We start from the raw sequence: 14,033 nt of genomic DNA, 5'->3' as shown, positions 1-14,033 counted from the left end.
TATCCGCTTCGGCTGGCATGGGCATTCGGGCGTCCTGCCTTCCTGCTGCATGCCGGCGTTGCGGCTGTGTGGGTTGTGTGTTGCCGGTGCTGCGTTGTGTTGCGGGTACTGCGGGTGTTGCGCCCGGGCGATGCCGGGGTTTACCGGTTCCGCGTCAGAACTCGCCGCGGAACCACGTCTTGAGTTTCTTGAACATGCTTCCCGCGCGCCCGGTCGGCAGCGACGGCCGGCGCGGGTGCTCGATCTGGCTGCCCATCAGCAGCAGGCCCACGCCGGTGGCGTGTACCGGGTTGCCGACCACTTCACCCAGGCCGGTGACGTGCTGCGGGATGCCCACGCGCACCGGCATCTGCAGCATTTCCTCGGCCAGCTCCACCACGCCCTCCATCTTCGAAGCACCACCGGTCAGCACCATGCCGGCGCGCACCAGTTCCTCGAAGCCGGAGCGGCGCAGTTCGGCCTGAACCATCTCGAAGATTTCCTCGTAACGGCCCTGCACCGCCTGCGCCAGCGAGTGGCGCGGCATGCGACGCGGCGGACGATCGCCTACCGACGGTACCTGGATGCTCTCCTCGGCAGTCGCCAGCTGGGCCAGGGCGCAGGCGTAGCGCACCTTGATCTGCTCGGCTTCCGGGGTCGGCGTGCGCAGCATGTGCGCGATGTCGTTGGTGACGTGGTCGCCGGCGATCGGCAGCGAGGCGGTGTGGCAGATCGCACCCTGCACGAACACCGCGATGTCGGTGGTGCCGGCGCCCATGTCGACCAGCACCACGCCCAGCTCGCGCTCGTCGGCGGTCAGCACCGCCACGCTGGAGGCCAGCGAGGACAGCACCAGGTCGTCCACCTGCAGGCCGCAGCGCTGCACGCACTTGCTGATGTTGGCCGCGGCCGACTGCGCGCACACCACCAGGTGTGCATGCACTTCCAGGCGCACGCCGGTCATGCCGACCGGGTTGCGGATGCCTTCCTGCGAATCGTCCAGCACGTACTCGCGCGGAATCGCGTGCAGGATCTTCTGGTCGGCCGGGATCGCCACCGCCTTGGCCGCATCGAGCACGCGATCCAGGTCGCCCCAGGTCACTTCGCCGTCGCGGATCGGCACGATGCCGGGCGAGTTCTTGCACTGCACGTGGTTGCCGGAGATCGAGGCATACACCGAGCGGATCTCGCAGCCGGCCATCAGCTCGGCTTCTTCCACCGCGCGCTGGATCGACTGCACGGTCGATTCGATGTCCACCACCACGCCGCGCTTGAGCCCACGCGATTCATGCGAGCCGATGCCGATCACTTCGATCGGATTGCCCGGCGAGTACTCACCCACCAGCGCCACCACCTTGGAGGTGCCGATGTCCAGGCCAACGATCAGCGATTTGTCACCCTTGCGATTCATGTTCTTTCCTGCGTGCTTCTGGCCGGGGTCGCCGGCGTTTTCGCCGACGTGGCCGGGGTACCCCAGCTCAGCGTGAAACCATTGGTGTAACGGAGGTCGGCGCGCTCGATCGGCGCGTCCTGACGGTTGAGCTGCGGCAGCACCTTGACGAAGCGCTGCATGCGCGAGCGCGCGTCATCGCGGCCGACCACCACTTCGGTGCCATTGCTGAGCACCAGCGACCAGCTGCCGCGCGCATCCATCGTCACCCGGCGCACGTCCACGCCGGCCGGTGCGAACAATGCACGCGAGTCGCTGTACAGCTTCATCACTTCTTCGGTCTGGCTGTCCGGGCCGTCCAGTTCGGGCAGCGCCAGGTCGGCCAGCTTCTTCGGCGTCGGGAACAGCTTGCCCTGCTCGGAAACCAGGCGGTCGTTGCCCCAGCGCGCGAACGGCTTGTGCTCGACCAGGGTCACTTCCAGCACGTCCGGCCACTGCTTGCGCACCCGCGCGCTCTCCACCCACGGCAGCTTTTCCAGCGCGTCCTGCGCGTCCTGCAGCTTGACTGCGAAGAAACCGGAGCGCGCATACGGCATCAGCACCTGCTGCAACTGCTCGGCCGGCACCCGCTTGAACTCACCGTGCACGCGCAGCTTCGCCAGCGGCCAGCGCTCGGCGCCGACCCAGCCATTGACCACGGCCACCACCGGCAGTGCAACCACCGACAGGGCCAACAGCCAGACGAAGATGCGCAGCAGCGCGTTCATGCGTGCGATGCCTCCAGAGTCTGTTCCAGCACGCGCCACACCAGTTCCTCGAAACCGATGCCGGCCTGGCGTGCGGCCTTGGGCACCAGCGAATGGCTGGTCATGCCCGGCGCGGTGTTCACTTCCAGCAGGAAGAAGCGGCCGCTGTCGCGGTCGCGCATCACGTCCACGCGGCCCCAGCCACGGCAGCCGGCAGCACGGAATGCAGCCAGCGCAATGCGGCGGATTTCATCTTCGGCATCACCGTCCAGGCCCGGGCACAGGTACTGGGTGTCTTCAGCGATGTACTTGGCGTTGTAGTCGTACCACTGGCCCTTGGGCACGATGCGGATCGACGGCAGCGCGACATCGCCGAGGATGGCCACGGTCAGTTCGTCGCCCACCACCATCTGTTCCATCAGCAGCTGGCCGTCGTAGCGCGCGGCCAGGGCCACCGCTTCGTCCAGGCCGGCGTCATCGGTAACCCGGCTGATGCCCACGCTGGAGCCCTCGTTGGCCGGCTTGACCACCACCGGCAGGCCAAGTTCGGCGGCATTGGCGTGCACGTCCTCGGCAGTGACCTTCCGGTACTGCGGGGTCGGCAGGCCCAGCGACAGCCACACCTGCTTGGTGCGGATCTTGTCCATGCTCAGCGCCGAGCCCAGCACGTTCGAGCCGGTGTACGGCACGCCGAAGGCCTCCATCAGGCCCTGCACGATGCCGTCCTCACCGCCACCGTTGTGGCCATGCAGGATGTTGAACACGCGATCGATGCCACCGCCGGCGAGCGCCTTGGCCAGCGCCGGAATGCCATCCACCGCGAACGCATCGACGCCACGCGACTGCAGGGCTTCAAGCACGTTGCGGCCGGAGTCCAGCGACACCTCGCGTTCGCTGGAGCTGCCGCCGAGCAGCACGGCGACGCGGCCGAACACGGCCGGGTCGGTCACTCGCAGCGGCGGGAAGGTCAGCGCGCTCACGCCTCGCTCTCCCCCTTGAAGCCTTCCACCGCGATGTGGGTGGCCACGGCACCGATGTCGCCGGCGCCCATCATCAGCAGCAGGTCACCGTCCTGCAGCACGTCCGGCAGCACGCTGGCCAGCTCGGCGGCCTTGCCCACCACCACCGGCTCGCTGCGGCCACGCGCACGGATGGCGCGGGCCAGCGCATGCGAATCGGCACCGGCAATGGGTTCCTCGCCGGCCGGGTAGACCTCGCTCAGCACCAGTGCATCGACGCTGGACAGCACCGCGGCGAACTTGTCGAACTGGTCGCGGGTACGGCTGTAGCGGTGCGGCTGGAAGGCCACCACCAGGCGCTTGTCAGCCCAGCCACCACGGGCGGCGGCGAACACCGCCTCCAGCTCGCTCGGGTGATGGCCGTAGTCGTCGATGATGCGGACCTTGGCGCCGCTGGCGGTGGTCACTTCGCCCAGATCGTTGAAGCGACGGCCAACACCGGCGAAACCTTCCAGCGCACGCGCGATCGCGTCCGGCGCAACGCCCAGCTGCCAGCCCACCGCAGCGGCGGCCAGCGCGTTGAGTACGTTGTGCTTGCCGGGCAGCGCCAGCACCACTTCCTGGCTGGTGCCCTGCGGCAGGCGCAGGGTGAAGCGCATGCGCGAACCTTCCTGCACCACGTTCTCGGCACGTACGTCGGCCTGCGGGCTCATGCCGTAGCTCATCACGTGGCGCGGGGTCTTGGCGGCCAGCGCAGCCACTTCGGGATCATCGATGCACAGCACCGCCAGGCCGTAGAACGGCAGGCGCTGCAGGAACTCGGCGAACGCCGCCTGCACCCGCGCGAAGTCGTTGCCGTAGTTCTCCAGGTGGTCGGCATCAATGTTGGTGATGATCGACATCAGCGGATTCAGGCGCAGGAAGCTGCCATCGCTTTCGTCGGCCTCGGCCACCAGCCACTGTCCACCGCCCAGCTTGGCGTTGGCACCGGCAGCCAGCAGCTGGCCACCGATCACGAACGTCGGGTCCAGGCCACCTTCGCTCAGCACCGCAGCGGTGAGGCTGGTGGTGGTGGTCTTGCCGTGGGTACCGGCCACCGCGATGCCGCGGCGGAAGCGCATCAGCTCGGCCAGCATCGCCGCACGCGGCATGATCGGAATACGCTGGCTGCGCGCTTCCATCAGTTCCGGATTGTCTTCGCGGATGGCACTGGAGACCACCACGCAGTCGGTGCCCAGCACGTTGGCTGCGGAGTGGCCGCGCATGATGCGCGCACCCAGGCTGGCCAGGCGACGGGTCGCCACGTTGTCGGCGTTGTCCGAGCCGGACACCTCATAGCCCAGCGTCAGCATCACTTCGGCGATACCGCTCATGCCGGTGCCGCCGATGCCGACGAAATGCACGCGCGGGAACGCGCGCACCAGGTCGTTGGTGTCGTGCAGGCGACGGATCATGCGCGGCCTCGCGCAGGGCAGGCGCGGTGGCATGCCTTCTTCATACAGCTTCCTCAAGAATGATATCGGCGATGCGCTCGGCGGCATCGACCTTTGCCAGGGCACGCGCGGCTTGCGCCATCTGCATGCGGCGGGCGGGATTTTCGGACAGATCACGCAGCAGTGCGGCAATGCCGTCAGCCAGCGTTCCGTCCTGCTTCAGCAAAACCGCCGCGCCGCGCTCGACCAGGTACTCCGCATTGCGGGTCTGGTGATCGTCGACGGCAGCGGGGAATGGCACCAGCACGCTGCCGACACCCACCGCGCACAGCTCGGCCAGCGTCGAAGCGCCCGCGCGGCACACCACCAGGTCGGCCCAGGCAAAGGCCTCGGCCATGTCGGCAATGAACGGGGTGATGTCAGCCTGCACGCCGGCCTTGGCATACGCCTCGACCGCTTCGGCATGCATCTTCTCGCCACTCTGGTGGCGCACCTGCAGCGGCACCCCGGCGCCCAGCGCGGCGATCGCCTGCGGCACGCCGTTGTTGAGTGCCCGCGCGCCCTGGCTGCCACCGACCACCAGCACGCGCAGCGGGCCATGACGGTCGGCGAAGCGCTGTTCCGGCGGTGCGATGGCGGCGATTTCGGCACGCACCGGGTTGCCGACGAACTCCTCGCGCTTGGCGAAGGTGCCCGGGAAACCGGTCAGCAGGCGGCGTGCATAACGCGACAGGATGCGGTTGGTCAGGCCCGGCGCACGGTTCTGCTCATGCACGATCAACGGCAGCCCATGCAGGCGCGTGGCCATGCCACCCGGCCCGGAGGCAAAGCCACCGAAGGCGACCACCGCGCGAGGCTGGCGCTTGCGGATGATCATGCCGGCGGCGCGCAGCGCGCGCATCAACCGCCACGGTGCACCAAGCAGGGCCAGTTTGCCCTTGCCGCGCAGGCCGGTGATGGCCAGGGTGTCGATCGGAATGTCGTGCTGCGGCACCAGACGGGTTTCCATCGCACCATCGGCGCCCATCCAGGTGACGGGCACGCCACGCTCGCGCAGCACGCGGGCCACGGCAAGGCCGGGGAAGATGTGACCGCCGGTGCCACCGGCCAGGATCATCACCGGCCGTGCAGTGTTGGTGGCTGCGCTCATGACAGCCTCCCGAAGGTCGGTTCGATGCGCGACTGCAGGCGGCTGGTGCCACGTGCGGCGGCCGGCCCGGCAGCGGCGGCCACCGGTTCGGCGCTCATCGGCACGCTGGCCGCAGCCGGTGCGGCCGGCGCGTCCACGGGTGCATCGGCCACGGCCTCGTCGCCACCGCCGATACGCACGGCCTGGCGACGCTCGGCACGCTTGAGTTCATAGGACACGCGCAGCAGCAGGCCCATCGCCACGCAGGTCATCAGCACCGACGAACCACCGGAGGAGATCAGCGGCAGGGTCAGGCCCTTGGTCGGCAGGATGCCCAGGTTCACGCCGATCGAGACGAAGGTCTGCATGCTGATCCACAGGCCGATGCCGAAGGCGATGTAGCCGGAGAAGTGGCGCTTCATTTCCACGCAGCGCATTCCCAGCCAGAAGGTGCGGCCGACCAGCAGCGCGTACAGGGCCACGATCACGCAGGTGCCCAGGAAGCCGAACTCCTCGGCGGTGACCGAGAAGATGAAGTCGGTATGTGCTTCCGGCAGGTAGTACAGCTTCTGCACCGAGTTGCCCAGGCCAACGCCGGTCCACTCGCCGCGGCCCACCGCCATCAGCGCGTTGGACAGCTGGTAGCCGTCGCCCTGCTGGTCGGCCCACGGGTCCAGGAAGGAGGTGATGCGGCGCATGCGGTAAGGCTCGATGATCGCCAGCGCGCTCATGCCGACCAGGCCGATGATCACCGGCATCGACATGCGCGGCATGTTCACCCCGCCCAGCACCAGCATGCCGGCGGTGATCGCCAGCAGCAGGGTGGACGAACCGAAGTCCGGCTGCAGCAGCAGCAACAGCACCAGCGCACCGGCCACGCCCAGCGGCTTGAGCATCGCCGGCCAGGTCGCGTTGACCTCGTCGCGGAAGCGCACCAGGTAGCTGGACAGCCAGACGATGTAGAGCACCTTCACCGCTTCCACCGTCTGGAACTTGGAGATGCCCAGGTTGATCCAGCGGCGCGCACCGTTGACGGTGCTGCCCAGGCCCGGCGCGAACACCGCCAGCAGCAGCACGAAGCAGCCCAGCAGCAGCATCTGGTTGTACTGCTCGATGGACTTCAGCTCGGTGCGGGCGGCAACGACCGCCAGCACGATGCCCACCGCCAGGAAGATCAGGTGGCGGTTGAGGTAGTAGAACGGGCTGCTCATCAAAGCGATCGAGCTGGACGCCACCATCACCACGCCGATGCCCGTGAGCGCGATGATCGCGCCCAGCAGCCACTTGTCGTAGCTGCCTTCGATGGCTTCAAGGCGTGTTGCCTGGCGGGACAGGTCGTTCATCTCAGCGCACCTTCAACGTGGCCAGGCCAATCAGCACGAGCACGACGGAGATGATCCAGAAGCGCACGATCACGCGCGGCTCGGGCCAGCCCTTCAGTTCGAAGTGGTGATGGATCGGCGCCATGCGGAACACGCGCTTGCCGGTCAGCTTGAACGAGGCGACCTGGATCATCACCGACAGCGTTTCGATGACGAACACGCCGCCCATGATCACCAGCACCAGCTCCTGGCGGGTGATCACCGCGATCGTGCCCAGCACGGCGCCCAGCGCCAGCGCGCCGATGTCGCCCATGAAGACCATGGCCGGGTAGGTGTTGAACCAGAGGAAGCCCAGGCCTGCGCCGGCGATGGCCGCACAGATGATGACCAGCTCGCCGGCGCCCGGGATCTGCGGGATCTGCAGGTAGTTGGCGAACACCACGTTGCCCGAGGCATAGGCGAACACGCCCAGCGCGCAGGCCACCAGCACCGTCGGCATGATCGCCAGGCCGTCCAGGCCGTCGGTCAGGTTCACCGCATTGGAGAAGCCGACGATCCAGAAGTAGGCGATGGTCACGAAGCCGATGCCGGCCAGCGGCAGCGCCACCGACTTGAACATCGGGATGTAGAAGGTCAGTGCGGCCGGCACATCGGCCGTATAGAACAGGAACAGGCCCGCAGCCAGGCCGAAGATCGACTGCAGCAGGTACTTCCAGCGCGACTTCAGGCCGTTGGGATCGCGGCGGACGATCTTGATCCAGTCGTCGTACCAGCCGATGGCGCCGAAGCAGAGCATGACCGCCAGCACCAGCCACACGTAACGGTTGCGCAGGTCGGCCCACATCAACACCGACAGGGTGATGGTGAGCAGGATCAGCGAACCTCCCATGGTCGGCGTACCGGCCTTGGAGAAATGGGTCTGCGGACCGTCCTTGCGGATCGGCTGGCCGCCCTTGAACTGGGCAAGCTTGCGGATCATCGCCGGGCCGAGCCACAGCGACAGGAACAGGGCCGTCAACGCGGCAAGGATGGCGCGGAACGTCTGGTAGTTGAACAGCCCGAACAGGCTCTCCAACTGCTGCAACCATCGAGCCAGTTCATACAACATGCGGGGATTCCTCTCCTTGCGCCAGCAGCGCTTTGACAATCGTGTCCATGGCGCTGCCACGGGAACCCTTGACCAGGCAGCGCACGCCAGCGTGCAGCTCGTCCTTCAGCGCCTGCGACAGCGCGTCATGGGTGGCGAAATGACGGCCGCCTTCGCCGAAGGCAGTGGCGGCAGCGGCGCTGAGCGGACCCAGCGCATACAGGCGCTTCAGGCCAGCCGCGCGGGCGCGCAGGCCGGCCTGCGCATGCAGCGCTTCGGCATCCGGGCCCAGCTCGCGCATGTCGCCAAGCACCAGCCAGCCTTCTTCCGGAGCAGCAGCCAGGGCATCGATGGCCGCAGCCAGCGAACCCGGGTTGGCGTTGTAGCTGTCGTCCACCAGCACCGCACCGTTGCGCAGCTGATGGGCAATCTGGCGGCCGGGCACCGGCTGCGCATCGGCCAGGCCAGCTGCAACCAGCGCCAGCTCGATACCGGCGGCCAGTGCCAGGCTGGCCGCGGCCAGCGCGTTGCTGACGTTGTGGCGGCCCGGCAGACCCAGCACCACGCGGGCTTCGCCCATCGGCGACACCAGGGTGAACTGGCTGCCCTGCGCACCGGCGCGGATATCACGCGCAGTGACATCGGCGGTATGTTCCAGCCCATAGCGCAGCACACTGCAGCGCGCCGGGGTACCGACGAAGTGCTGTTCGAACCAGCGACCGTAGGCATCGTCGACGTTGATCACGGCCACGCCGTCAGCCGGCAGCGCGGCGTAGATCGCGCCCTTGGTGACGGCGACGCCGAGCAGGCTGCCCATCCGCTCCAGGTGCGCCGGGGCGATGTTGTTGACCAGCGCATAGCGCGGACGGGCGATGTCGGTCAGGTAGGCGATGTCGCCCGGCTTGCCGGCACCCATCTCGTAGACCGCGTAGTCAGCATCTTCCGGTGCATCAATCACTGCCAGCGGCAGGCCGATTTCGTTGTTGCGGTTGCCCGGATTGGCGTAGACCACCTTGTGCGCGTGGCGGGCCACCTGCTGCAGGATTGCCAGCAGCAGGCTCTTCACGCTGGTCTTGCCGTTGCTGCCGGTGATCGCGAACACCTCGGTATCACGGTCACGCTGCATGCCGGTGGCGATCTTCGCCAGCGCCAGCTCGCTGTCGGCCACCAGCACCTGCGGCAGTTCGATCGGCAGCAGGCGCTCGACCAGCAGCGCGCTGGCACCGCGTGCCAGTGCGTCGGCGGCGAAGTCATGGCCGTCGAAACGCTCGCCACGCAGCGCCACGTACAGGCTGCCCGGGCCGAGGCTGCGGGTGTCGTTGCTGATCGCGTCGATGGCCACGTCGTCGCCGTGGATCTCGCCGCCGGCCCAGTGTGCGATCAGTGAAAGCAGGGTGCGCTTCATGCGATGCCCTCCCCGGCCTGCGATCTCAGCACGCCGACCTTGGCGGCCAACGCAGCGGCAGCCACTTCGGTGTCATCGAAGTCATGGCGCACGCCATTCACTTCCTGGTACGGCTCGTGGCCCTTGCCGGCGATCAGGATGATGTCGCCTGCATTGGCGCGCTTCACCGCCAGGCCGATCGCGCGCGCGCGGCTGCGCTGCACGGTCACGGCGGAGGCATCGGTGAAGCCGGCCAGGATGTCGGCCACGATCACGTCGCCATCTTCGCCACGCGGGTTGTCGTCGGTGACGATGACCTGGTTGGCCAAGCGCTCGGCAATCGCGGCCATCTGCGGACGCTTGCCGGTATCGCGCTCACCACCGCAGCCGAACACGCAGAACAGCGTGCCCTGCAGGTGGCCGTGCAGGCTGTCCAGCGCCTGTTCCAGTGCGTCCGGGGTGTGCGCGTAATCCACCACCACGGTCGGCAGGCCCTCTTCGCCACCGAGGCGGTTCATGCGGCCGCGGATCGGCTGCAGCGCCGACAGCACCTCGGCAATGCGCGCAAGCGGATGGCCCTGCGCATGCAGGGTGCCGGCCACGGCCAGCAGGTTGTCCACGTTGAAGCGGCCCAGCAGCGGCGACTGCACCGCCGCGCGCTGGCCGTCGATGACCAGTTCGAAGGCGATGCCACGGCCGTCCAGCTGCAGCGCTTCGGCGCGCACGCTGGCGTCGGTGGCACCGCGCGAGCTCAGGCCGATCGGCTGCACGCCCGCCGGCAGGCCGGCGAACAGCTGGCGACCGAACGCATCGTCCAGGTTGATCACCGCGGCCTTCAGGCCCGGACGATGGAACAGGCGCGCCTTGGCCGCACCGTAGCTGGCCATGTCGCCGTGGTAGTCCAGGTGATCGCGGGTGAGGTTGGTGAACACCGCCACGTCGTAGTGCACCGCATCCACGCGGCCCTGGTCCAGCGCGTGCGAGCTGACTTCCATCGCCACCGCGCGCGCGCCGGCGTCGCGCAGCTGCGCCAGCAGCGCATGCATCTGCAGCACCAGCGGCGTGGTGAAGCCGGTCGGTTCAACCGCACCATAAAGTCCGGCGCCCAGCGTGCCGATACTGCCACTGGGCGTTCCGAGCAGGTGCCAGGCCTGGGCCAGCAGCTGCACGGTGGAAGTCTTGCCGTTGGTGCCGGTCACGCCCACCATCGCCATTGCCCGCGACGGTGCGCCATGGAACTGGTCGGCCATCGCGCCCATGCGCGCGCGCAGGCCAGGCACCGCGATCGCATCGGCCGGTGCCGGCAGCTCGGCAGGTGCCGGCGGCTCGAACAGGATGGCGCCGGCGCCGGCCGCACGGGCCTGCTCGACAAACCCCAGGCCATGCGCGCCGAAACCGGCGATGGCGACGAAGGCATTGCCGGGGCGCACGGCGCGGCTGTCCAGCACCAGGCCGGTCAGAACAGGGTCGTGCCCTGCAAGAGCAACGTCCGGAAGCAACTGCGAAAGCAACATCGAAGGACTCATTGCGTGCCTCCCGTAGCGGGCGGCGTCTGGGCATGCGCGCTGGGCAGCGCAGCATCGAATTCAGCGGCGGCATCGACCGGCAGCGCGGCCTCGGCCGGTGGCGCCGGCAGGATCGAGGCCGAATGGCCGACCTTGCCGGACTGCTGTGCGGCCAGCCACGACTGCAGGTCGTCCAGCGGCACGTCCATCAGGCGCAGGGTGCCTTCCATCACGTTGTGGTAGACCGGCGCCGACACCAGGCCACCGTAGAACTTGCCGGCCTGCGGGTCGTTGATGACGATGACGGTGGCAAAACGCGGATTGGTGGCCGGCACCACGCCGGCGAACAGCGCGTTGTAGTGGCCGCGCTCGTAACCGCCGGGGCCGGCCTTGCGCGCGGTACCGGTCTTGCCGGCCACGCGGTAGCCCAGCACCGCCGCCTGCTTGGCGCCGCCCTGGGTGACCACGGTTTCCATCATCGCCACCACCTGCTTGGCGACGTTCTCGTCGATGATCTGCTGGCCTTCGTTGCGCTGGCCCTTGACGAAGGTCGGCGCGATCAACTTGCCGCCGTTGGCCAGCGCAGAGTAGGCAGTGGCGATCTGCAGCGGCGTCACGTTCAGGCCATAGCCATAGGACATGGTGGTTTTGGTGGTGCCCGACCAGCGCGCCGGGCGCAGCACCACGCCGCCGGACTCACCCGGGAAGCCGCTGTGCGGCACCGAGCCGTAGCCGAAACGGCGCACGCCGTCGTAGAACACCTGGTCCGGCATCTTCGCCGCCACCTTGGCCGCGCCCACGTTCGAACTGCGGGTGATCACGCCGGTCACGTTCAGCACGCCGTTGTTGCGCGGCACGTCGCGGATGGTGAAGCGACCCAGAGTCATGTAGCCCGGGTTGGTGTCGATGATGGTGTCCTTGGTCACCGCGCCGGACTGCAGCGCGGTGGCGATGGTCAGCGGCTTCATCGTCGAACCCGGCTCGACCAGGTCGGTCACCGCGCGGTTGCGGCGGGTATCCGGGGCCGCGCCGCCCACCGAATTCGGGTTGTAGGTCGGCAGGTTGACCATCGCCAGGATCTCGCCGGTGGTCACGTCCATGATCACCATCGAACCGCCGGCCGCCTTGTTGGCCACCAGTGCGTTGCGCAGTTCCTTGAACGCCAGGTACTGGATGCGGCGGTCGATGCTGAGGGTCAGGTCCTTGCCCGGTTCGGCGGCGCGCAGCAGATCGCTTTCGACGGTCTCGCCCTTGCGGTTGCGGATCACCCGCTTGGCGCCGGCCTTTCCACGCAGCCATTCGTCGAACGCAAGTTCCAGGCCTTCCTGGCCGCGGTCGTCGATGTTGGTGAAGCCCAGCACGTGTGCCATCGCCTCACCCTGCGGGTAGAAGCGACGGAACTCGCGCTGCGCGGCCACGCCCGGAATCTTCAGCGCGACCACCTTCTCTGCCTCGTCCGGATTGATCCGGCGACGCAGGTACATGAATTCCTTGTCCGACTTCTGAGACAGGCGACTGCTCAGCTCATCCACCGACATGCCGACTGCCTGCGCCAGCTCGGGAATGCGCTCGGGCGAACGCAGCAGGTCCTGCGGATTGACCCAGATCGAGGCGACCGGGGTCGACACCGCCAACGGCTCGCCGTTGCGGTCGGTGATCATGCCGCGCGAGGTCTTGATCGGCAGCTCGCGCAGGTAGCGGGCCTCGCCCTGGCGCTGGTAGAAATCGCTGTTGATGATCTGCACGTAGGCCGCACGGCCCACCAGCGACACCGAGCACAGGCCAAGCGCCAGGGCAACCCAGCGCAGGCGCTGGCGCAGGTTGAAGGCGTTGCGCGGGCGGTTGCGACCGGTCTTGCTCATGGGCGCACCACCACGATGTCGGCGGCCTCTGGGAACTTCATGCCGAGCTTCTCGCGGGCAATGCGATCGACACGGTTGGCTTCGGCCAGCGTTGCCTGCTCCAGCTGCAGGCGGCCGAATTCCAGATTGATGTCATCGCGCTTGCGCTCGGCGCGCGACAGCTCGATGAACGTCTGCCGGTGACGGTGACGCACGAACACGACGCCGATCGCCGAGGCCACGGTCGAGGCCAACAGGATGATCAGCAGCAGCCGGCTCATGCATCGGCCTCCCGCTTCTGGGCCACGCGCAGCACGGCGCTGCGGGCACGCGGGTTGGCCGCCAGTTCTTCGTCGGTGGCCTTGATGGCACCGCCGATCAGATCCAGGGTCGGTACGAACACCTCCGCCTCGGGCAAGCGGCGGTTGGCCGGCGGTGCCTTGGCCAGGCGGTTCATGTACTGCTTGACGATGCGGTCTTCCAGCGAGTGGAAGCTGATCACCGCCAGGCGACCACCGGGCTTGAGCCGCTCCACCGCCGCATCGAGGCCGGCTTCCAGATCGGCCAGCTCGCGGTTGATGTGGATGCGGATGGCCTGGAAGCTGCGCGTGGCCGGATGGATCTTGTCCTTGCCACGCGGCATCACCGAGGCGATCAGCTCGGCCAGTTCTGCGGTACGGGTGAACGGCTGCTTCTCGCGACGCGCCACGATGGCACGGGCGATACGGCGGCTCTGGCGCTCTTCGCCGTAGGTCCACAGCACGTCGGCAATCTCGCGGTCTTCGACGCGGTTGATCCACTGCGCGGCGCTTTCACCGCTGTCCGGGTCCATGCGCATGTCCAGCGGGCCGTCCTTGCCGAAGCTGAAGCCACGTTCGGCCACGTCCAGCTGCGGCGACGACACGCCAAGGTCGAACAGCACGCCGTCCAGGCCTTCGGCCGTCGCATCCCACTGCAGCAGCTGGGCGAAGCTGCCACGGAAGATGGACACGCGCGGGTCCGGCGCGAAATCACGCTCGGCAACGGCGATGGCTTCCGGATCCTTGTCCATGACCAGCAGGCGCCCCTCGGGACCGAGCTGGGTGAGCACGCCACGTGCATGACCGCCACGACCGAACGTGCCATCCAGATAACGTCCGTTTTCGATCACCCTCAGGCCTTCAAGGACCTGGGTGTACAGGACCGGCAGATGCACCGCCGGCGACTGCGACACCGGAAGGTGACCGGCCTGCGCTTCTGGGCGCATCCGGGCACCCCG

General features: G+C 67.9%; 11 protein-coding genes and 1 pseudogene. All 12 read right to left on the bottom strand.

The window, feature by feature from the left end; genetic code table 11:
* Window positions 1-154 precede the first annotated feature (154 nt).
* Window positions 155-1,390, bottom strand: coding sequence for a cell division protein FtsA (gene ftsA / locus ACZK2G_RS03320; protein ID WP_005408083.1), 1,236 nt, complete (start codon window positions 1,388-1,390; stop codon window positions 155-157).
* Window positions 1,391-1,458: 68 nt separating this feature from the next.
* Window positions 1,459-2,136, bottom strand: a pseudogene (locus tag ACZK2G_RS03315) (cell division protein FtsQ/DivIB); the annotation flags it as partial.
* Window positions 2,133-3,095: a D-alanine--D-alanine ligase gene (locus ACZK2G_RS03310; protein ID WP_478474697.1), complete on the bottom strand. Its 963-nt coding sequence runs from the start codon at window positions 3,093-3,095 to the stop codon at window positions 2,133-2,135. The gene ACZK2G_RS03310 and the pseudogene ACZK2G_RS03315, both read right to left, overlap by 4 nt.
* Complete coding sequence (gene murC / locus ACZK2G_RS03305) at window positions 3,092-4,528, bottom strand: UDP-N-acetylmuramate--L-alanine ligase (RefSeq protein ID WP_253079113.1); 1,437 nt, start codon at window positions 4,526-4,528, stop codon at window positions 3,092-3,094. Before murC ends, ACZK2G_RS03310 begins: the two co-directional genes overlap by 4 nt.
* Before the next feature lie 40 nt (window positions 4,529-4,568).
* Window positions 4,569-5,657 (bottom strand): undecaprenyldiphospho-muramoylpentapeptide beta-N-acetylglucosaminyltransferase, encoded by a 1,089-nt coding sequence (gene murG, locus ACZK2G_RS03300; RefSeq protein WP_337302531.1) that lies wholly within the window; start codon window positions 5,655-5,657, stop codon window positions 4,569-4,571.
* Entirely contained in the window at window positions 5,654-6,979 is a 1,326-nt protein-coding gene (ftsW, locus tag ACZK2G_RS03295) for a putative lipid II flippase FtsW (protein ID WP_004143661.1), read from the bottom strand. The genes murG and ftsW overlap by 4 nt, the downstream gene beginning before the upstream one ends.
* A gap of 1 nt (window position 6,980) precedes the next feature.
* Complete coding sequence (mraY, locus tag ACZK2G_RS03290) at window positions 6,981-8,066, bottom strand: phospho-N-acetylmuramoyl-pentapeptide-transferase (protein ID WP_004143659.1); 1,086 nt, start codon at window positions 8,064-8,066, stop codon at window positions 6,981-6,983.
* On the bottom strand, window positions 8,056-9,450 hold the full coding sequence (locus ACZK2G_RS03285) for a UDP-N-acetylmuramoyl-tripeptide--D-alanyl-D-alanine ligase (protein ID WP_046982699.1): 1,395 nt from the start codon (window positions 9,448-9,450) through the stop codon (window positions 8,056-8,058). The genes mraY and ACZK2G_RS03285 overlap by 11 nt, the downstream gene beginning before the upstream one ends.
* Window positions 9,447-10,955, bottom strand: a complete 1,509-nt coding sequence (locus ACZK2G_RS03280) for a UDP-N-acetylmuramoyl-L-alanyl-D-glutamate--2,6-diaminopimelate ligase (protein WP_478474693.1) — start codon at window positions 10,953-10,955, stop codon at window positions 9,447-9,449. The genes ACZK2G_RS03285 and ACZK2G_RS03280 overlap by 4 nt, the downstream gene beginning before the upstream one ends.
* Complete coding sequence (locus ACZK2G_RS03275) at window positions 10,952-12,796, bottom strand: peptidoglycan D,D-transpeptidase FtsI family protein (RefSeq protein ID WP_046982697.1); 1,845 nt, start codon at window positions 12,794-12,796, stop codon at window positions 10,952-10,954. The genes ACZK2G_RS03280 and ACZK2G_RS03275 overlap by 4 nt, the downstream gene beginning before the upstream one ends.
* Window positions 12,793-13,056, bottom strand: coding sequence for a cell division protein FtsL (gene ftsL, locus ACZK2G_RS03270; protein ID WP_005412242.1), 264 nt, complete (start codon window positions 13,054-13,056; stop codon window positions 12,793-12,795). Before ftsL ends, ACZK2G_RS03275 begins: the two co-directional genes overlap by 4 nt.
* The gene (gene rsmH / locus ACZK2G_RS03265; RefSeq protein ID WP_046982696.1) at window positions 13,053-14,021 is read right to left on the bottom strand and encodes a 16S rRNA (cytosine(1402)-N(4))-methyltransferase RsmH; all 969 of its coding nucleotides are present in this window, start codon (window positions 14,019-14,021) and stop codon (window positions 13,053-13,055) included. The genes ftsL and rsmH overlap by 4 nt, the downstream gene beginning before the upstream one ends.
* Window positions 14,022-14,033 lie beyond the last annotated feature (12 nt).

The sequence above is a fragment of the Stenotrophomonas sp. 107298_Sma genome (genome assembly GCF_056480345.1).
Note: the sequence above shows the minus strand (reverse complement) of the source record. Positions and strands in the feature narration are given on the sequence as shown.

Excerpts from the sequence above, each read along its gene's own strand:
- ftsA (WP_005408083.1), bottom strand. The coding sequence starts at position 1,390 with ATGAATCGCAAGGGTGACAAATCGCTGATCGTTGGCCTGGACATCGGC.
- murC (WP_253079113.1), bottom strand. The coding sequence starts at position 4,528 with ATGATCCGTCGCCTGCACGACACCAACGACCTGGTGCGCGCGTTCCCG.
- murG (WP_337302531.1), bottom strand. The coding sequence starts at position 5,657 with ATGAGCGCAGCCACCAACACTGCACGGCCGGTGATGATCCTGGCCGGT.
- ftsW (WP_004143661.1), bottom strand. The coding sequence starts at position 6,979 with ATGAACGACCTGTCCCGCCAGGCAACACGCCTTGAAGCCATCGAAGGC.
- mraY (WP_004143659.1), bottom strand. The coding sequence starts at position 8,066 with ATGTTGTATGAACTGGCTCGATGGTTGCAGCAGTTGGAGAGCCTGTTC.
- ACZK2G_RS03285 (WP_046982699.1), bottom strand. The coding sequence starts at position 9,450 with ATGAAGCGCACCCTGCTTTCACTGATCGCACACTGGGCCGGCGGCGAG.
- ACZK2G_RS03280 (WP_478474693.1), bottom strand. The coding sequence starts at position 10,955 with ATGAGTCCTTCGATGTTGCTTTCGCAGTTGCTTCCGGACGTTGCTCTT.
- ACZK2G_RS03275 (WP_046982697.1), bottom strand. The coding sequence starts at position 12,796 with ATGAGCAAGACCGGTCGCAACCGCCCGCGCAACGCCTTCAACCTGCGC.
- ftsL (WP_005412242.1), bottom strand. The coding sequence starts at position 13,056 with ATGAGCCGGCTGCTGCTGATCATCCTGTTGGCCTCGACCGTGGCCTCG.
- rsmH (WP_046982696.1), bottom strand. The coding sequence starts at position 14,021 with ATGCGCCCAGAAGCGCAGGCCGGTCACCTTCCGGTGTCGCAGTCGCCG.